Annotated in this window: 16 protein-coding genes; 7 read left to right on the forward strand and 9 right to left on the reverse strand. The window is 72.6% G+C overall.

What is annotated here, in order from left to right; genetic code table 11:
- Window positions 1-2 precede the first annotated feature (2 nt).
- The 4 genes from ACL03H_RS07175 to ACL03H_RS07190 form a co-directional block, all read right to left on the reverse strand.
- The gene (locus tag ACL03H_RS07175; protein WP_412810311.1) at window positions 3-188 is read right to left on the reverse strand and encodes a hypothetical protein; all 186 of its coding nucleotides are present in this window, start codon (window positions 186-188) and stop codon (window positions 3-5) included.
- A 171-nt stretch (window positions 189-359) separates the two neighbouring features.
- Complete coding sequence (locus ACL03H_RS07180) at window positions 360-575, reverse strand: hypothetical protein (RefSeq protein WP_412810312.1); 216 nt, start codon at window positions 573-575, stop codon at window positions 360-362.
- A 146-nt stretch (window positions 576-721) separates the two neighbouring features.
- Window positions 722-1,774 (reverse strand): aspartate-semialdehyde dehydrogenase, encoded by a 1,053-nt coding sequence (locus ACL03H_RS07185; protein ID WP_412810313.1) that lies wholly within the window; start codon window positions 1,772-1,774, stop codon window positions 722-724.
- Complete coding sequence (locus tag ACL03H_RS07190) at window positions 1,774-3,039, reverse strand: aspartate kinase (RefSeq protein ID WP_412810314.1); 1,266 nt, start codon at window positions 3,037-3,039, stop codon at window positions 1,774-1,776. Before ACL03H_RS07190 ends, ACL03H_RS07185 begins: the two co-directional genes overlap by 1 nt.
- Before the next feature lie 460 nt (window positions 3,040-3,499).
- Here ACL03H_RS07190 and ACL03H_RS07195 point away from each other — a divergent pair, with 460 nt between their 5' ends.
- From ACL03H_RS07195 to ACL03H_RS07205, 3 genes are all read left to right on the forward strand, one after another.
- Complete coding sequence (locus ACL03H_RS07195; RefSeq protein WP_412810315.1) at window positions 3,500-4,588, forward strand: hypothetical protein; 1,089 nt, start codon at window positions 3,500-3,502, stop codon at window positions 4,586-4,588.
- Between the two features lie 58 nt (window positions 4,589-4,646).
- Window positions 4,647-5,258, forward strand: a complete 612-nt coding sequence (locus tag ACL03H_RS07200; RefSeq protein ID WP_412810446.1) for a nitroreductase family protein — start codon at window positions 4,647-4,649, stop codon at window positions 5,256-5,258.
- A gap of 110 nt (window positions 5,259-5,368) precedes the next feature.
- Window positions 5,369-6,478: an aminotransferase class V-fold PLP-dependent enzyme gene (locus tag ACL03H_RS07205; RefSeq protein ID WP_412810316.1), complete on the forward strand. Its 1,110-nt coding sequence runs from the start codon at window positions 5,369-5,371 to the stop codon at window positions 6,476-6,478.
- A gap of 158 nt (window positions 6,479-6,636) precedes the next feature.
- Here ACL03H_RS07205 and ACL03H_RS07210 read toward each other — a convergent pair whose 3' ends face one another.
- The 3 genes from ACL03H_RS07210 to ACL03H_RS07220 form a co-directional block, all read right to left on the reverse strand.
- Window positions 6,637-8,526: an FUSC family protein gene (locus ACL03H_RS07210; RefSeq protein WP_412810317.1), complete on the reverse strand. Its 1,890-nt coding sequence runs from the start codon at window positions 8,524-8,526 to the stop codon at window positions 6,637-6,639.
- Between the two features lie 139 nt (window positions 8,527-8,665).
- The gene (locus tag ACL03H_RS07215) at window positions 8,666-9,052 is read right to left on the reverse strand and encodes a hypothetical protein (protein ID WP_412810318.1); all 387 of its coding nucleotides are present in this window, start codon (window positions 9,050-9,052) and stop codon (window positions 8,666-8,668) included.
- An 82-nt stretch (window positions 9,053-9,134) separates the two neighbouring features.
- Window positions 9,135-9,416: a hypothetical protein gene (locus ACL03H_RS07220; protein ID WP_412810319.1), complete on the reverse strand. Its 282-nt coding sequence runs from the start codon at window positions 9,414-9,416 to the stop codon at window positions 9,135-9,137.
- 238 nt (window positions 9,417-9,654) lie between these two features.
- Between ACL03H_RS07220 and leuA the strand changes: the two genes are divergently transcribed.
- A complete protein-coding gene (leuA, locus tag ACL03H_RS07225; protein ID WP_412810320.1) occupies window positions 9,655-11,445 on the forward strand; it encodes a 2-isopropylmalate synthase in 1,791 nt (596 codons plus the stop codon).
- Window positions 11,446-11,512: 67 nt separating this feature from the next.
- On the opposite strand, the gene ACL03H_RS07230 is transcribed toward leuA, so the two are convergent.
- Window positions 11,513-12,742: a VanZ family protein gene (locus tag ACL03H_RS07230; RefSeq protein ID WP_412810321.1), complete on the reverse strand. Its 1,230-nt coding sequence runs from the start codon at window positions 12,740-12,742 to the stop codon at window positions 11,513-11,515.
- 567 nt (window positions 12,743-13,309) lie between these two features.
- Between ACL03H_RS07230 and ACL03H_RS07235 the strand changes: the two genes are divergently transcribed.
- Together ACL03H_RS07235 and ACL03H_RS07240 are read left to right on the forward strand one after the other, a co-directional pair.
- Complete coding sequence (locus tag ACL03H_RS07235; RefSeq protein ID WP_412810322.1) at window positions 13,310-13,447, forward strand: hypothetical protein; 138 nt, start codon at window positions 13,310-13,312, stop codon at window positions 13,445-13,447.
- Between the two features lie 15 nt (window positions 13,448-13,462).
- Window positions 13,463-15,052, forward strand: a complete 1,590-nt coding sequence (locus tag ACL03H_RS07240; protein WP_412810323.1) for a hypothetical protein — start codon at window positions 13,463-13,465, stop codon at window positions 15,050-15,052.
- Window positions 15,053-15,340: 288 nt separating this feature from the next.
- On the opposite strand, the gene ACL03H_RS07245 is transcribed toward ACL03H_RS07240, so the two are convergent.
- Window positions 15,341-16,237 carry a LysR family transcriptional regulator gene (locus ACL03H_RS07245; RefSeq protein ID WP_412810324.1) on the reverse strand — a complete coding sequence of 299 codons (897 nt, stop codon included), beginning with the start codon at window positions 16,235-16,237 and terminating at the stop codon, window positions 15,341-15,343.
- A gap of 73 nt (window positions 16,238-16,310) precedes the next feature.
- Between ACL03H_RS07245 and ACL03H_RS07250 the strand changes: the two genes are divergently transcribed.
- Window positions 16,311-17,231, forward strand: a complete 921-nt coding sequence (locus ACL03H_RS07250) for an EamA family transporter (protein WP_412810325.1) — start codon at window positions 16,311-16,313, stop codon at window positions 17,229-17,231.
- The last annotated feature ends 14 nt before the right edge of the window (window positions 17,232-17,245 follow it).

Genomic DNA, 17,245 nt, shown 5'->3' on the forward strand with positions numbered 1-17,245 from the left:
GGCTACTCCCCGAGCAAAAAGTCGATCTCGACGAGCTCGTTGTAGATCTCCCGCTCGTCGGGCGATGCGGTGTGCTCGTCGACAGCTCGCTTGTGCAGCTCAGCCTCATCGAACGGAAGTTGACCAGTCAACACGCTGCGGCGGGCACGCAGCTGTTCGGCGGTGACCTCGACCATCGTGACTGTCATGACCCCTCCTTCTGCACATCGCTCACTGTATTACTCGCCACCGACAACCGGGAGAGGTCAGACGACGCTGGGCGATTAGATGCCCTGATCGGGCTAGCGTCGAACTTCTGCGTCGAGCAGCGCGATGTCCAGCCGGTTCGCTGGCCCGAGCAGCGCGCTGCACCTTCCTCCTCACGGGTGATCGCGGCCGATCACCTTCTTGGCCCACACCCCCGGCGAGGCGAGTTCCACCCCGTATCGAACAGAACCGCGGTCTTGAGCCATGCCGCCCTCGAAAACGAACCCGTTCCCGCCGCTGGCAAACTCGTGGCGTCGTGAGTTGTGCTCGGGCAGCTCGTCGGACCCTTCGTGGCTCGACAAGCCGTGGGGCCAGCTCATGACGGACATACCGCCAGCATCGACACGTTGGAACAACAGCTCGATGGATCCACGCTGACTCCCCCCGGGACGGGCGATGCGGGCCACCTGCCCGGGAAAGCCGAAGGGCGCCTCCCCCGGCCAGGGGGGAGGCGCCCTTCGGCGGTGGCGCGCGGTCACCGCACGAGGGTCTCGGCGATCTCGTAGGTGTTCAGGGCCGCGCCCTTGCGCAGGTTGTCCCCGCACACGAAGAAGTCCAGCGTGTTCGTGAAGTCCAGCGCCTGCCGCACCCGCCCGACGTAGGTCGGGTCGGCGCCCACGACGGCGGCCGGGGTCGGGAAGTCCAGCTTGTCCGGGTCGTCCTGCAGCACGATCGTCGGCTGCGCCTCGAAGACCCGGTGCGCCTCGGCGACGGTGACCTCGCGCTCGAAGACCGCGTGCACGGCCAGCGAGTGCGTGGTCACGACCGGCACCCGGACGCAGGTCGCGGAGACCTTCAGGCCCGGGATGCCCAGGATCTTGCGGGACTCGTTGCGGACCTTGAGCTCCTCGGAGGTCCAGCCGTCGTCCTTGCGGGACCCCGCCCACGGCACCACGTTCAGCGCCAGCGGCGCCTGGAACGGGGTCTCCTCGGGGAGGCCGGCGGCGGCCAGCGCCTCGGCCACGTCGCCCGCCCGCTCGCCGACCTGCTTGCCGGCCAGGGCCGCGATCTCGGCGTGCAACCGGTCGATGCCCTCCTGGCCCGCACCGGACGCGGCCTGGTACGAGGACACCACGAGCTCCTTGAGCCCGAACTCGCGGTGCAGCGCGCCCAGCGCCGCCATCATCGACAGCGTCGTGCAGTTCGGGTTGGCGATGATCCCGCGCGGGCGCTCGTGCACCTGCTCCGGGTTGACCTCCGGCACCACCAGCGGGACCTCGGGATCCATCCGGAACGCGCCGGAGTTGTCCACCGCGACGGCGCCGCGCTCGGCCGCGATCGGCGCCCACTTCGCCGAGATCTCGTCCGGCACGTCGAACAGCGCGATGTCCACGCCGTCGAAGGCCTCCGGGGCCAGCTCGACGACGGTGAGCTGCTCGCCGCGCACGGTGATCTTCTTGCCCGCCGAGCGGGCGGAGGCGATCAGCCGGATCTCACCCCACGGCACGGAGTCCCGCGCGTTGATGATGTCGATCATGACGGTGCCGACGGCGCCGGTGGCGCCGACGATCGCAACGGTCGGTGCCATCAGCGACCACTCCCCGCGTACACGACTGCCTCCTCCTCGCCACCGAGCTCGAAGGCCGCGTGCAGCGCGCGCACCGCGTCCTCCAGCTGGGTGTCCCTGATCAGCACCGAGATCCGGATCTCGGAGGTGTTGATGATCTCGATGTTCACGCCCGCGTTGGACAGCGCCTCGCAGAACGTGGCGGTCACCCCGGGGTGCGAGCGCATCCCCGCGCCGACCAGCGAGACCTTGCCGACGTGGTCGTCGTAGACGACCTCCTCGAAGCCGACCTCGGCCCGGATCTTCTCCAGCTCGGCGACGGCCTCGGGACCGTTGTCCCGCGCCACGGTGAAGGTGATGTCGGTGCGCCCGGAGCTGCTGCCCGAGACGTTCTGCAGCACCATGTCGATGTCGACCTCGGCGTCGGCGACCACGCGGAAGATCTTCCCCGCGACGCCTCGGTTGTCCGGCACACCGCGCACGGTGACCTTCGCCTCCGACCGGTCGTGCGCGACGCCGGTGATCATCGCTTGTTCCACGGTGAGGTCCTCCACTGAGCCGGACACGATCGTTCCGGGCTTGGGCGAGTACGACGAGCGGACGTGCAGGGGGACGCCGTAGCGGCGGGCGTACTCGACCGCGCGCAGGTGCAGCACCTTCGCGCCGGTCGCGGCCAGCTCCAGCATCTCCTCGTAGGTCACGTGCTCCAGGTGCTTCGCGTCGGGCACGATCCGCGGGTCGGCGGTGTAGACGCCGTCCACGTCGGTGTAGATCTCGCACACGTCGGCGTTCATCGCCGCGGCGACCGCGACCGCCGTGGTGTCCGAACCGCCGCGGCCGAGGGTCGTGATGTCCCTGGTGTCCTGCGAGACGCCCTGGAACCCGGCGACCAGCACCACCTGGCCCTCGGCGAGCGCCTCCTGCACGCGGCCGGGGGTGACGTCGATGATGCGCGCGTTCTGGTGCGCCGACGTGGTGATCACCCCGGCCTGCGAACCGGAGAACGAGCGGGCCTGCTCGCCGAGCGCCTCCACCGCCATCGCCACGAGAGCGTTCGAGATCCGCTCCCCCGCGGTCAGCAGCATGTCGAGCTCGCGCTCCGGCGGGGCGGGGTTGACCCGCTGAGCCAGGTCGAGCATCTCGTCGGTGGTGTCACCCATGGCCGAGCAGACGACGACCACGTCATTGCCCGCTTTGCGGGTCTCCACGATGCGTTCGGCGACCTTCTTGATCCGGTCGGCACTTTCGAGCGAGGAACCGCCGTACTTCTGGACGACGAGCGCCACGTGAAACTAACCTCCTCGCGCCGTTCCTCGGGTGTGGGTGCCCGGAGGAAGCAGTCGTCCCGGGTGCGGGGGTGGTCCCGCACTGACGCCGGTGGACGAAGAGCGCCAGCGCGGTCACGCCGGGTTGACCGACGAGCCGGGGAGCCCCGCGACCAGCGAGAAGCAGCCTCGACCTAGGAGGTCGAGCGGCCTTCGACTGGTCGCTCCGCTGCTGCGCCAGCCTACCGAACCGTCACCGCCCAGACCCAGAGCCGTGACTGAGGACTAACGTGTCAGGCCGGTTTGTCGACAAGGGCGGAGGAGCGGGTTGTCCACCACTCCCGGAGCTGTCGGGCCGCAGTGCCCGGGGACCCAGCACAGGGCCCGCGACCAGCGGAAACGCCCGGCCCCGCGGCGGTGGCGGCAGGTCCGCGAACGGGCCGCCGAACTGGGTGCCCGGTGGGGCTTCCTGGCCCCCGGTGTGGTTTACCTCGCAATCCGGCTGTTCGGCCTGCTCGTGCTGGCCTGGCTCTCCGCGGCCAACGACGAGTCGCTCGCGGACAACCTCAGCGCCTGGGACGGCGAGTGGTACCTGGAGATCGCCTCGCACGGCTACGGCGGCGTCGCCGACAGCCTGGTCGACGGCTACGGCAACCGGTCGCCGGAGACGCCGCTGGCGTTCTTCCCGGGCTACCCGGTGCTGGTGCAGGTGCTCGACGCGGTGACCGGCATGGGCGTGGACGCGGCCGCGGTGGTCGTGAGCCTGGCCGCCGGGATCGCCGCCGCTCACGGGCTGGCCCGGATCGGGCGTTCGGTCGGCGGCAGCACCGGGGTGGGGCTGCTGCTGGTGGCGCTGTTCGCCGCCTCGCCGATGGCGGTGACGCTGTCGATGGCGTACTCGGAGGCGCTGTTCTGCGCGCTGGCGGTGTGGGCGCTGGTCGGGGTGCTGGAGCGGAACTGGCTGCTCGCCGGGTTGTGCTGCGCCGGGTCCGGGCTGGTGCGGCCGACCGCGGCGGCGCTGATCGGCGTGGTGGGGATCGCGGCGCTGGTGGCGCTGGTGCAGCGCCGGGACGGCTGGCGGCCGCTGCTGGGCGCGCTGCTGGCCCCGCTCGGGATGGTGCTGTACGTGGGCTGGGTGTCGGTGCAGACCGGGTCGCTCGGCGGCTACTTCGCGCTGCAGCAGCGCGGCTGGTCCTCCGCCTTCGACGGCGGCTGGTCCACCGGCAGGTTCGCACTCGAAACGCTGACTCAGGACAAGTCCGTGCTGGAGACCTTCACGGTGTGGATCGTGCTGGCTGCCCTGGTGCTGCTGGTGCTGTGCGTGCGCTCGCGGATGCCGTGGCCGCTGGTGCTGTTCGCGTTCGCGGTGCTGGCGGTGGATCTCGGCTCGGACGGGCTGATGTACTCGAAGGTGCGGCTGATGCTGCCCGCCTTCCCGCTGCTGATCCCGGTGGCGATCGGGCTGGCGCACCGGCGCACGACGACGGCGGTGTGCTCGACGGTGCTGATCGTGTGCTTCGGCGCCTGGTTCGGCGCCTACTCGCTCACCGCGTGGCCCTACGCCATCTGAGGAAGTCTTGCGGCCGGGTTCCGGGCGCACCGGAGACGAGAGCTGGAGGCGGTTCGTGATCGACGACTTCGAGGTCCCCGAGGGCAAGTCGGCGCAGTCGTCGGTGCCGCTGCACCCGCTGCTGGCCGCCCGCTGGAGCCCGCGCGCGCTGGACCCCGGTGCGGAGCTGGACGAGGTGCGGTTCCGCGCCCTGTTCGAGGCCGCCCGCTGGGCGCCGTCCTGGGGCAACACGCAGCCCGCGCGCTTCCTGGCGGGCCGCCGCGGCGAACCGGAGTTCGAGCGGATCCGCGGCACCCTCTCCCGGGGCAACCGGGGCTGGACCGAAGCTGCCTCGGCCCTGGCGATCGGGGTGGCTCAGGTGGTGGACGACGAGGGCGAACCGCTGCCCTACGGCGAGTACGGCGTGGCGCTGGCGGCGCAGAACCTGGTGCTGCAGGCGGTGGCCGAGGGCTTCACCGGGCACCAGATGGCCGGCTTCGACCGGGACGCGGTGCGCGCGGAGTTCGGCGTGCCCGCCGGGTGGGAGCCGGTGGTGGCGATCGCGATCGGCAGGCTCGGCTCGCTGGACGGGCTGCCCGACCGGTTGCGGGACAAGGAGCAGGCGCCGCGCACCAGGAAGCCCCTGTCCGAGCTGGTCTTCCGGGAGCGGTGGGGTTCCTCCCGGTACTGATGGGCCCCGGGTCGACGCGGCCACCCGGACATCGCCCCGGCCGGTGGAAGGGGCATGACGGGGAGTCGACCGATGCGGTATGAATCTCACTCGTGTGGACGAGCACGAGGGTGGCGGCGGAGGAGCTGGACCGCGCCGACGAGCTCGCCGCCGCGCGCGCCCGCTACGCGCTGCCCGCCGGGATGATCCGGCTCGACGGCACCAGTGGCGGGCTGCGCCCCAGGTCCACCCCGGCCCGGCTGCGGGAGTTCGTCGGGCACCGCTGGGACAGCCGCACCCCGTGGCCGCAGGTGGACGACGGCCTGCGCAGGCAGTCCCGGCTGGCGGCCGCGGCGGTGGCGCCGCTGATCGGGGCCCGGGCCGCGGAGGTCGAGGTCGCCGATTCGAGCTCGATGAACCTGTTCAACGCCCTGCGCGCGGCGGCCGCGCTGCGGCCCGGGCGGACGGTGCTCGCGGTGGGGCGCGACTGCTTCGCCGCCGATCACTACCTGGCCCGCTCGGCCGCGGACTTCGCGGGCTGCTCGCTGCGGCTGGTCGACGACGTGCGGCAGCTGCCCGAGCAGCTCGACGAGGAGGTGGCGGTCCTCGCGCTGTCCCACGTGGACCCGCTGACCGGCGGGCTGCGCGACGCCGCCGGGATCACCGCGCTCGCGCACGAAGCGGGAGCGCTGTCGCTGTGGGACCTGAGCCACTCGGCCGGGGCGGTGCTGGTGGACCTGCGGGGCTGGGAGGCGGACTTCGCGATCGGCTGCGGCTACCGGTACCTGGGCGGCGGTTCCGGGTCCCCGGGCTACTCCTTCACCGCGCGGCGGTGGCGGGAGGAACCGGCCACCGCGCAGCGCACCCCGGTACCGCCGACGTACGCGATCTCGGAGCTGCGGGCCGGGCTGGCGGCGTTGCACGGTTCGGAACCCGCTGCCCTGGCGGGGAAATCGGCGGACCTCGTCGAGTTCTTCCTGCGCTGCCTGCGGGAGCTGCCGATGGCGATCGCCCCGGTCCCGGTGCCGGAGGGCGCCCGGGGCGCGCACGTGTGCGTGACGCACCGGCACGCGCACTACGTGGCGCAGGAGCTGCTGTCCCGGGGCGTGATCGTGGACCTGGCCGATCCCACGACGCTGCGGTTCGGGTTCGCGCCGAGCTGGTTGCGCTACGTCGACGTGTGGGAGGCGGCGGACCGGCTCCGGGCCGTGCTCAGCGATCTCGCGGACTCCCGCGTGTGATCGCGTGGACGGCTTCCGCATCAGGGTCAGGTGGCGCCGGATCGGCGGGGCACCGCTCCGGACGGCGCGGGTGCTGGAGCTGATCAACGCCGGGTGGTCCGCCGAGCACCCGCGCGAACCCGGCTCCTCGTGCGCTCCGGTCCCCGCCCGGCGGCTGGTCAGGAGACGACTTCGCCGTAGACGTCGGTGAGCCGGTTGCGCAGCGCGTGCGCGGGCGCGTCGGGCTGGATGCGCAGCTGCCGTGCAGCGGTGCGCAACGTCGAGACGATCCGCTGGGTGTGCTCCAGGCGCAGGTCGTCCCCGCCCCGCTCGATGAGCAGGGCGCGGGCGGTGGCGGCGTCCACGAGCCGCTCCAGCACGATGATCGACGGCCACCACACCTCGGCCTCGCGGCCCGCCGAGGCCGGTTCCATCAGCTGCTGCTGCAAGGCGGTGCGCAGGTCGGACAGCTCCCGGTAGGTGCGCCGCCGCAACGCGGAACGCCCCTGAGCGCGCCCGGCCAGCGCCGCGGAGACGTACTCGGCGACGGTGTCCACCGCGTCGGCGAGGCGCCCCGCCAGCGCGGGGCTGCGTCCCGGCGGCCACATCAGGTAGCCGATGACGAGCACCAGCCCGCAGCCCAGCAGCGAGTCCACCAGCCGCACCCGGGGCAGCTGCTCGACGAACAGGTCGCTCTGGTGCATCTGCAACAGCACGATCATCGTCACGACCATGGTGAACAGCCCGTAGTGCCTGCTCAACGCCTCGGGCACGAAGGCCGCGATCAGCACGGTCGCGAGCGCCAGCCCCCAGCCGGGCGGCACCGCCAGCAGCAGGCCGCCCGCGATGAGCACCCCGAGCAGCGAACCGATGCCGCGCAGCACGGTCCGCGCGAACACCGAGCCCGAGTTCGGCTTGAGCACCAGGGCCACGGTCATCGCGATCCAGTAGGAGTTCTGGAAGTCCAGCGCGATCCCCACGCCCTCGGCGACGGCCAGGCACAGCACCATCCGCAGCGTCAGCAGCCAGCCGGTGCGCCCGATGCTGATCCCCCTGCGCCACAACCGGATCCGCTCCCGCCGACCGAGCCGCTCCTGGAAGTCCGGCACGTCCGCGCGCCGCACCCGCCGCCAGGAATCGATCAGGTCGGCGAGCCCCTGGTCCAGGGCGTGCACCATGATCGAACCGGAGGCGTCCGGCCGGTACGCGGGCACCGCGCTGCCGTCCCGCAGGCAGCGGGCGACGGTGCGCATCGCGTCCAGGGTGCGGTCGCTCGGCCGGGATCCCGCGTGCGCCAGCGCGACCGAGGCCTCCACCACCGGGGTGGCTCGGGTGAGCACCAGGTAGAGCCGGTCGTGCACCCGGCTGCGCGCGATGGACGCGCCGCCGACGAGGATGTCGTGCGCGGTGTTCAGCGCCCGGGTGAGCTCCTGGCGCGCGCCGATCGCCGCGTCGGTCCCGGCCGCGTCGAACAGCTCCAGCAGCGCCTCGAAGACCCGCGCCACGGCACCCCGCGCCGGGGCGGCCCGGCGGAACGGCCAGGTCGCGCCGACCAGCGCCAGCAGCAGCACCTCGCCGCCCACGAACCACGCGATCTGCTCCCCGACGGCGATCCCGGCCGCGACGTGCCCGGTGGCGACGACGCAGAAGGTCAGCATCTGCGCCCCGGCCGCCGCGCACAGGTCGTTGACGCGGCTGGCCAGCACCGAGGGGATCGCCACCGCGACCACCACCAGCGCCGACCACAGCGGACCCGGAGCCAGCGCGCCCGCCGCGAACCCGAAACCACCGCTGAGGACGGTGAGCCCGACGCGGCGGATCCGGTACCGGTAGGAGCCGGTGAGGTCGGAGAAGCTGGCGCACAGCGCGCCGACCGAGACGAGCACCGCCTCGTCGAGCCGGTCGAGGGAGATGCCCGCGAGCGTGGGCCCGCCGATGCCGAGCGCGGCGGCGACGATGCGCGTCCAGTCCAGCGGCAGCGGAGCGGGCCGCAACATGCGCAGCAGCCACGCGGGCAGCGGCGCGCGGGAGTACCTGGTGGGTGGGGCGAGCGCTTCGGTCCGTGTCACGCACATCCCTCTCGCTGGTGGGGAATTTGCGCTCCACGCCGAGCGGTCGAGTGCGTGCATTGTCACGCCGACCGGCCGCCCGTTGTGCGGCTCGGTGCGTGCATCACACGTTGCGGTGCATCACATCACCGGGTCGAGGTCAGCCGAAGGCCTTGATGATCCGGACCGCGATGGACGTCAGGATCAACCAGAAGATCGCCGCGAGGCCGAAGTTCACCAGCACCGCCAGCTGCGGGTCCTCCGGGGTGAACAGGTCCTCGAAGTCGAGCGCGAGCGGCTGCGACCAGTCCGCGACGAACCGGGTGATGGCGTTGTCCGGGTTGGCCCCGCCGACCGTGAGCACCACGTGCGCCGCGAGCAGCAGCGCCGCGAGCGTCCCCGCCCAGCGGGCCACCGCGGCCACCACTCCGACGACCTGCCCGCGCGCCTTCGCCCAGTCGTGGGTGGCCCGCAGCCGCCGCCGCCCGCCTCGGGACAGTTCGCCGTCCTGCTCACCGGTGGTCGTCCCGCCGACGTTCTCCGACATGCCCGGAAGTGTGACACGGGGCCACCCCGCAGAACTACCACCCAGTAGCTCCCGTGCCCCGCTCGTGACCCGCCCGCGCGGCTCAGCCGAAGATGCGGGCGAGGAGGCTGGCGACGAGGACCCAGAAGGCGGCGGCGAGACCGTAGTCGAGCAGCAGCTGGAGCTGGGCGTTGGTGGTCTGGATCAGGCCGGGGAAGAACAGCGCGAGCGGTTCGGCCGCGCCCCGCACCGAGTCCGCGAGCCCGTTCTCGTCGGGGAACTCGAAGAGCTCGAAGACGATGTGCAGCACCAGGATGACGGCGAGCACGAAGCCCGCGCCGTTGATCAGGGTGGCGATGCCGGATCGCCCCTTCTTCGAAGCCATGATCCCCAGTCTGCCCCGCCCGGCCGCCCCCGCGTTCCGCCGCCCGGCGGCCGTCGCCGACCAGCATGTGGGAACGCGGGTTGCATCTCGGGCACCCGGTGCGGTTAACCTGGCGGACGTGGCACGCGTTCTCCTGCTTCGCCGCCGCGACGGGGTCAGTTAGGCCGGCCCCTCGTCGCGGGGTAGCAACCTGCCGGTCTGCGGTTCGCACATCCGACCAGCAGGAGACGACCACTTCATGACTTCGCCGCAGGAACCCCAGGCCCCCTTCTCCGGCCGGGTACGCACGCCCTCCCGCCAGGCCCCGGCCGACCAGCGGCCGTGGAACCCGCAGCGCGGCTCCGCGATGCCCTTCCACCGCTACCGCCCGTTCCACGAGCTGGTGGAGGACGTGTCGCTGCCGGACCGCACCTGGCCGGATCAGCGGATCACCCGCGCCCCGCTGTGGTGCGCGGTGGACCTGCGCGACGGCAACCAGGCGCTGATCGACCCGATGTCGCCCGCCCGCAAGCGCCGCATGTTCGACCTGCTGGTCAAGATGGGCTACAAGGAGATCGAGGTCGGTTTCCCGGCGGCGAGCCAGACGGACTTCGACTTCGTCCGGGAGATCATCGAGGACGGCGCGATCCCCGAGGACGTGCGGATCCAGGTGCTGACGCAGTGCCGCCCGGAGCTGATCGAGCGCACCTTCGCCTCCCTGGAGGGCGCGCCGCGCGCCATCGTGCACGTCTACAACTCCACGTCGATCCTGCAGCGCCGCGTGGTGTTCCGCGAGGAGCGCGAGGGCATCAAGAAGATCGCGAAGATCGGCGCCGAGCTGGCCCTGGAGTACGCGGGCAAGTACTCCGACACCGACTTCCGCTTCCAGTACTCCCCCGAGTCCTACACCGGCACCGAGCTGTCCTACGCGGCCGAGGTGTGCGACGCGGTCACCGAGATCTGGCAGGCCACGCCGGAGAACCCGGTCATCCTGAACCTCCCCGCGACGGTCGAGATGGCCACGCCGAACGTCTACGCGGACTCGATCGAGTGGATGCACCGGAACCTGGCGCGCCGCGACTCGGTGATCCTCTCGCTGCACCCGCACAACGACCGCGGCACCGGCATCGCCGCCGCCGAACTGGGCTACCAGGCCGGCGCGGACCGGATCGAGGGCTGCCTGTTCGGCAACGGCGAGCGCACCGGCAACGTGGATCTGGTGTCGCTGGGGATGAACCTGTTCAGCCAGGGCATCGACCCGCAGATCGACTTCTCGGACATCGACCACATCAAGCGCACCGTGGAGCACTGCAACCAGCTGCCGGTCGCCGAGCGCCACCCGTGGGGCGGCGAGCTGGTCTACACGGCGTTCTCCGGCAGCCACCAGGACGCGATCAACAAGGGCCTGGACGCGGTCCGCGCCGAGGCCGAGCGCGCGGGCACCGACGTGGCCGACCACCCGTGGGAGGTCCCGTACCTGCCGATCGACCCGAAGGACGTGGGCCGCAGCTACGAGGCCGTGATCCGGGTGAACTCGCAGTCCGGCAAGGGCGGCGTGGCGTACGTGATGAAGAGCGAGCACCAGCTGGACCTGCCCCGAAAGCTCCAGATCGAGTTCTCCAAGCTGGTGCAGGCGCGCACCGACTCGGACGGGGGCGAGGTCTCGCCGGACGCGATGTGGGAGGTCTTCTCCGCGGAGTACCTGGAGCCCCGCACCCCGCTGGAGCTGGTCAGCCGCACCCTCAGCGGTGAGGCGGGCAACGAGACCATCACCGCGAAGGTCGTCGCGGACGGCACCGAGCAGGAGATCAGCGGCAGCGGCAACGGCCCGATCGCCGCGTTCGTCGACGCGCTGAGCACCATCGGCCACGACGTGCGGGTGATGGACTACCACGAGCACGCCCTCACCGCGGGGGACGACGCCCGTGCCGCCTCCTACCTGGAGTGCGCCGTCGGCGGCGAGATCCTGTGGGGCGCCGGGATCGACACCTCCACCGTCACCGCCTCGCTGCGCGCGGTGGTCTCCGCGGTGAACCGCACCCACCGCTGACCCGGGCGGAGGAGCCGCGCCGGCGCACGGAACCCCGGTGCCCCGGCGCGGCTCCGACCGGCCTCCCCTAGCGGGAGGAGCGGCGGTGAGCTCCGACTCCTCTCGGGTCGACCAGGCCGCGGAGGTCCCGGCCGCCGGGATCGAAGGTCGGGAGGCTGCCGACCAGGACCGTCTCGCCAGGGGTGAACGGATCTCCCGCTCCCCCGCGGAGCTTCGAGCGCGGCACTCGGGTGTCCATGATGGACAGCCCGGTCAGCCAGGCGGAGGCGCCGCGACCGCCCTCGGTCCACCAGACCGCGAGCGCGGTCGCCAGGGCGAATCCGGCGGCCAGCCGGTTCACCTCGCTCGGACCGACGTCGGCGAAGCCGATCAGCAGCACGTACTGGCCGCTGCCGAAGAACAACCGGAACGACAGCCGGACCCTGCCGGGCAGCGCGCCGTCCGGCAGCGCGGGCCGCAGCAGCACCGCGCGCTGCCCCAGCGTGCCTCCGCTGCCCACCAACGTCGGCACCAGCAGGACCAGCACCCCGGGCAGCCAGGCGTTCAGCAGCGCCTGCACCGGATCCGGCAGCACCACCGAGCGCTGCCCGGCGAGGACCAGCGCTCCCACCACCGCGCTGTGCAGCGCGGCTCCGGTGAGCACCACCGCCGCCACGTCGCAGGCCATCCCCAGCAGCCGGCGCCCCGGGGTGACCGGGCGCGGCGTGCGCGGCCGCGAGGCCGGCCTGCCGCCGAGCAGGTCGAGCACCGGCGCCAGCAGCACGCCGAACGCGGTGCCCACCGAGTTCGCCAGCAGGTCGTCCACGTCGAACAACCGGTAGGCGCACGGGTAGAGGAACCACACCCCCGTGAGCTGCGTGCACTCGATCAGCAGCGAGGCCGCGAAGCCCGCGGCGACCGCGCTGCTCCGGCGGAGCCGGAACAGGTGGCGCGCGAACATGCCCAGCGGCACGAAGAACGCCACGTTGAGCAGCACCTGTCCCAGGACCGGGTCGCGCAGCAGCGCCCCGATCCCGGCCGGCGCGCGGAACGATGCGAGGAAGTGCAGCGGCACCAGCTGCGGGGCGTGCTCACCGGGATCCGCGCAGAAGCCGGGCGAGACCCGCGGCAGCGGCAGCAGCGTGAAGGTCATCAGCGCCCAGCAGTGCACGACGAAGCCGAGCACGACCAGCATCCGGCCCGCGCCGACCTCACCTCGCCAGCGGTGCTCGCGAGCCACGAACGGCACGAACAGCAGCACCGACAGCACGGCGCCGCACGCGATCGCCGTCACCGCCGGAGTCACCCGGTCGACCAACACCACTCCTCGTCGCTCACCGCTGCCACGGCGGAGTGTGCCCGCTCGGCCGGGGGCCACCGTTCGGGGCCGGGCCGGCCTTCCCCGCTCGCCACCCCGACATTCGCCGCTCCGCTGGTGAACGCCGTTCGAGGGCTCCGGGGACCGCGAACGCACTGCACACGGTGCGTGTGCGTTGGCGCCGAAAATGTTCACGAACGGTGCATCGACTCGACTAAAGGAGGTATTCGCGGTGGATCACGGGCCAGCAGAATTCAGGGACGGCGGAAGGTCGCTGTGCGCAGACTCACCCCTGGGGAAATGCGGGAGAGCGGCCGGTGCCCGGCCGGTCGTCGGGGCCGGCCGCCCTCCCCGACTCCCCGGCGGCGCGACCGCTCCGGCCGCGAAGTCGATCACAATTGCCACCCGATCGGTCGAGCCCACTTGTCGCTTCCGCCGCCGCGCGGTTGGGTCTGGATACCCCACGAGCCCCGGAGCGGACTGGACGACATGCCCCCGACCGACGACGAGACCGATGACCTCCGATGGCGGATTCCCTGCCACGACTCCGGCGGCGAGAATCGCACGGTGTCGGTCCTGGTCATGGGCGACCGGGTGGCCGTGGTGCTCCCTCCCGGCGACACGTTGATCTTCGAAGCGGACGAGGCGGACGAGCTGGCGACGCTGCTGGACCAGGTGTCGACCTACGCCGAACCGTCCGCCTGAGACCCGGGAGGGCTCGTGGGACTGATCGACGCGGACCTGAGCTTCGACCCCCGCGATCCCCACTTCCCCCTGCCCGAAGGCCCGGTGCGCTGGGCGCTGCAGATCTTCACCGCGGACAACGCCTACGGGCTCGACCCCGCGAGCACCCGGTACGAGAACGGACTGCTGCGCTGCGACCGGCTGGCGCTGCTGGGGCAGCAGCGCACCGCCGAGGGCAGCGCCGAGGTCGAGGTGCACCAGCGCGGCGACCGCACCGCGTGGTCCATCACCGCACGGCACCCGGAACCGGTGAAGGCCGTGAAGCTGCTGCTCACCGGACTCCCGGAGGAGCCGTGGTGGGCCGCGAACACCGGGCGCGGCCGCCAGCTCGGCGATCGCTTCCAGCTCGACTACCCCGGGCCGGAGTGGGCGACGCCCTGGGCCGCGAGCGGGGAGAGCACCCTCAGCGTGCGGGATCCCCTGGTGCGGCGGCAGATCCTGCACGTCCACCGGCCCCGCTACGCCTCCGGCCGCGTCGTCGAGCTGGTGCACGTGGCCGCCGCCTCCGCCCGGCGCGGTGAGCACCGGGTTCCCCCGGTCCTGCTGCACCGCGGCGTCACCGACCACGCCGCCGACCTCGACGAGCACCTGGCCGCCGTGGAGCGCACGCACCGGCTCGAACCCTGGGAGCGGCGCTCCGACGTGCCCGGCTGGCTGCGCGACGTCGCGCTCGTGGTCACCCTGCACGGGCAGCACTGGACCGGGCACGTGTTCAACACCTTCGACGCGATGGCCGAAGCGCTTCGGTTCGTCACCCGGCACGTCGAGCCGCACCGCGTGCTGGCCTACCTGCCGGGGTGGGAGGGCCGCTACTACCACGACTACCCGCGCTACCGGCCCGGCGCGGACCTCGGCGGGGAGCGCGGGTTCGGGGAGCTCGCCGCGAGCGCCCGCTCGCTGGGGGTGCGGCTGATGCCGATGTTCGGCGGCCACGGCGCGAACGTCACCCGCTACCCGGACTGGCGGAGCTCGGTGCTGCTCAACGACACCGGGCGCTACGCGGAGCTGCTGAACCGGCCGGACTGGGACTCCGACCGCACCGGGGAGGGCGATCAGGTCTTCCTCAACCCCGGGGAGCCGCGGTTCCGGGCGCACCTGGTCGAGTCGGTGTCCGCGATCGTGCGGGAGTTCGGCGTGGACGCCGCGTTCTTCGACACCGCCGGGTACTGGTTCGACGATCCGCGGTACGAGGTGCTGGACGGGCTGCGGCTGCTCGCCGCGGAGCTGCGGCTGCGGCATCCCGACCTGCTGCTGGCCGCGGAAGGCTGGTGGGACGCGCTGACGGCGATCTTCCCCCTGAGCCAGCAGTGGTTCGGCGTGGACCGCGACCTGCGGCTGCCGCAGGTGCTGACGCGCTACGCCCGCACCACCGGGCACCTGGCGGAGGGGACGCCGGGGGCCGGGAGCACCGGGGTGCACGAGAAGGGGTTCGTCCCGCGCCCGCCCGACGTGGTCCGCCCCGGGCACGTGCCGGTGGTGGGCATCGTGGGCGACACCCTCGCCCAGCACTCCGCGGAGGTGGCCGACATCGCGCGCTGGGCCCAGGAGCACGCCCCGCCCCGCTGAACGCGACATCTCGCGGGACTCGTCCCGCCACCCGCACCACTCGCACGGCCCCGCACCGTCCCCGCAAGGCCTGACCTGCGACGCTCCCCCCGCCCGAGCAATTTCGCGAGAAATCCCCCGCCCCACCGCCTCCCCGGCACCGCGATTTCGCGAGAAATCGCGCCCCACCCTCATGCCCGGCACCGCGATTTCGCGAGAAATCGCGCCCCACCCTCGTGCCCGGCACCGCGATTTCGTGAGAAATCGCGTCGACGTCGGGGCGGGGTGAGCCCTCCCGGCATCGCCCGGTCAGGTCGCGAGGTCGGCGGTCTCGGCTCGGAGGGCGTCGAGGACGGCGCCGATCGCGGGACGGCCGGCGCTGCCCCGGCGGACCACCGCCTCCACGTTGCGCCCCGCCCGCACCCCGGCGAGCGGACGCAGCACCAGGTTCGGGTTCGCCGCCGCGAAGCGCGGCAGCAGCGCGACCCCGTGCCCGGCCGCCACCAGCGCCTCGGTGATCCGGAAGTCGTTGACCCGCTGCACCACCTCCGGCCGCGTCCCGGTGCGGATCGCCAGCGAGCGCAGCACGTCGTCCACCGGCAGTCCCACGTCGACGCCGATCCACGGCTCCCCGGCGAGCTCGGACAGCTCCACCCGTTCAGCCGCGGCGAGCCGGTGCCCCGGCGGCAGCGCCACGTCGAGCGGTTCCCGGTACAGCCCGACGATCTCCGCGCGCTCGGCGTCGAGCGGCGGCGCGTGGTCGTCCCGGTGGGCCACCACCACGTCGAAGTCCGCGAGCAGCGCCGGCACCCCGGCCGGGCTCATGTCGACGTCCCGGAACTCGATCCGAAGCCGCGGTTGGGCGGCCAGCCTGCGCAGCAGGCCCGGCAACACCAGCTGCGCGCCGGACGGGAACATCGCCAGCCGCACCGCGCCGAGCGGGGCGGAGCGGAAGCCGTCGAGCTCCGCCTCCATCCGGTCCACGGCGGCGAGCACCTCGTCCGCGCGCGCCACCAGCGCCCGACCCGCGTCGGTGAGCCGCACCCCGCGCCCAGCGGGCTCGATGAGCGGCACGCCCGCTTCCACCCGCAGCGCCCGGAGCTGCTGGGACACCGCCGAGGGCGTGTAGTCCAGCGCCTTCGCGACCGCCGTGACGGTCCCGCGGTCGGCGAGCTCCCGCAGCAGCCGCAGTCTCCGCAGTTCCATGAAGCTACGCTACAACGATGTTGCGGACACTGTTGATTGTCCTTCACGGTCGTCCCGGGGCAGGCTCTGTCACGTGACCGTTCGAGATCGTCTCCTCGCCGGCTTCGTGACCGTGCTTTGGGGCGTCAACTTCATCGCGCTGGACTTCTCGTTGGCCCAGTTCCCGCCGCTGTTCTTCGTCGGGCTGCGGTTCGCGGTGATCGCGGTGCCGACGGTGCTGCTGGTCCCACCGCCCGACGTGCGGTGGCGATGGCTGCTCGGCTACGGCCTGGGCTTCGGGACCGTGCAGTTCGCCTTCCTGTTCCTGGCGTTGCAGGCGGGGATGCCGACCGGGCTGGCCTCGCTGGTGCTGCAGGCCTCGGCGCCGTTCACCGTGCTTCTCGGCGGAGTCCTGCTGCGGGAGCGGATCCGCCCCGTGCAAGCGCTCGGCATCGCGATCGCGGTGCTCGGCATGGCCGCGATCGGCTGGCATCGGGCGCAGGCGGCTGCGCTGCTGCCGGTGCTGCTCACGCTGTGCGGAGCGCTCGGCTGGGCGGTCGGGAACCTGTGCAACCGCAGGGCGCAGGCCTCGAACCCGCTGCGGCTGACGCTGTGGATGTCGATCGTGCCGCCGCTGCCGATGTTCGCCCTCTCGGCGCTGGTGGAGGGACCCGGGACCGGCTGGCGCGCGGTCGCGGACTCGGTCAACCACGCGACCGGCTGGGCCGCGCTGGGCGCGCTGGCGTTCACGGCGCTGCTGGCGACGGTGCTCGGCTCCGGGCTGTGGACGACGTTGATGGCGCGGTACCCGGCGAGCACGGTGGCGCCGTTCTCGCTGCTGGTGCCGGTGGTCGGGGTGAGCTCGGCGTGGCTCGTGCTCGGTGAGCGGCCGCACCCGCTGGAACTCGCCGCCGGGGCCGTGGTCGTCACCGGCGTGCTCCTCGGCAGCCGTCCGGCGCGCGCGCCGCTCCCGACCGGCCCGCCGCACCCGGCCGCTGCCGCATCGCGCGACTGAACCTGGCTCACCAT

The organism is Saccharopolyspora antibiotica (assembly GCF_047200635.1).
In the GTDB taxonomy this organism is placed as follows: Bacteria; Actinomycetota; Actinomycetes; order Mycobacteriales; family Pseudonocardiaceae; genus Saccharopolyspora_C.

What these genes read in the sequence shown, in the direction of transcription:
- ACL03H_RS07175 (WP_412810311.1), bottom strand. Translation starts at nt 188, where the DNA reads ATGACAGTCACGATGGTCGAGGTCACCGCCGAACAGCTGCGTGCCCGC.
- ACL03H_RS07180 (WP_412810312.1), bottom strand. Translation starts at nt 575, where the DNA reads ATGTCCGTCATGAGCTGGCCCCACGGCTTGTCGAGCCACGAAGGGTCC.
- ACL03H_RS07185 (WP_412810313.1), bottom strand. Translation starts at nt 1,774, where the DNA reads ATGGCACCGACCGTTGCGATCGTCGGCGCCACCGGCGCCGTCGGCACC.
- ACL03H_RS07215 (WP_412810318.1), bottom strand. Translation starts at nt 9,052, where the DNA reads ATGTCGGAGAACGTCGGCGGGACGACCACCGGTGAGCAGGACGGCGAA.
- ACL03H_RS07220 (WP_412810319.1), bottom strand. Translation starts at nt 9,416, where the DNA reads ATGGCTTCGAAGAAGGGGCGATCCGGCATCGCCACCCTGATCAACGGC.
- leuA (WP_412810320.1), top strand. Translation starts at nt 9,655, where the DNA reads ATGACTTCGCCGCAGGAACCCCAGGCCCCCTTCTCCGGCCGGGTACGC.
- ACL03H_RS07245 (WP_412810324.1), bottom strand. Translation starts at nt 16,237, where the DNA reads ATGGAACTGCGGAGACTGCGGCTGCTGCGGGAGCTCGCCGACCGCGGG.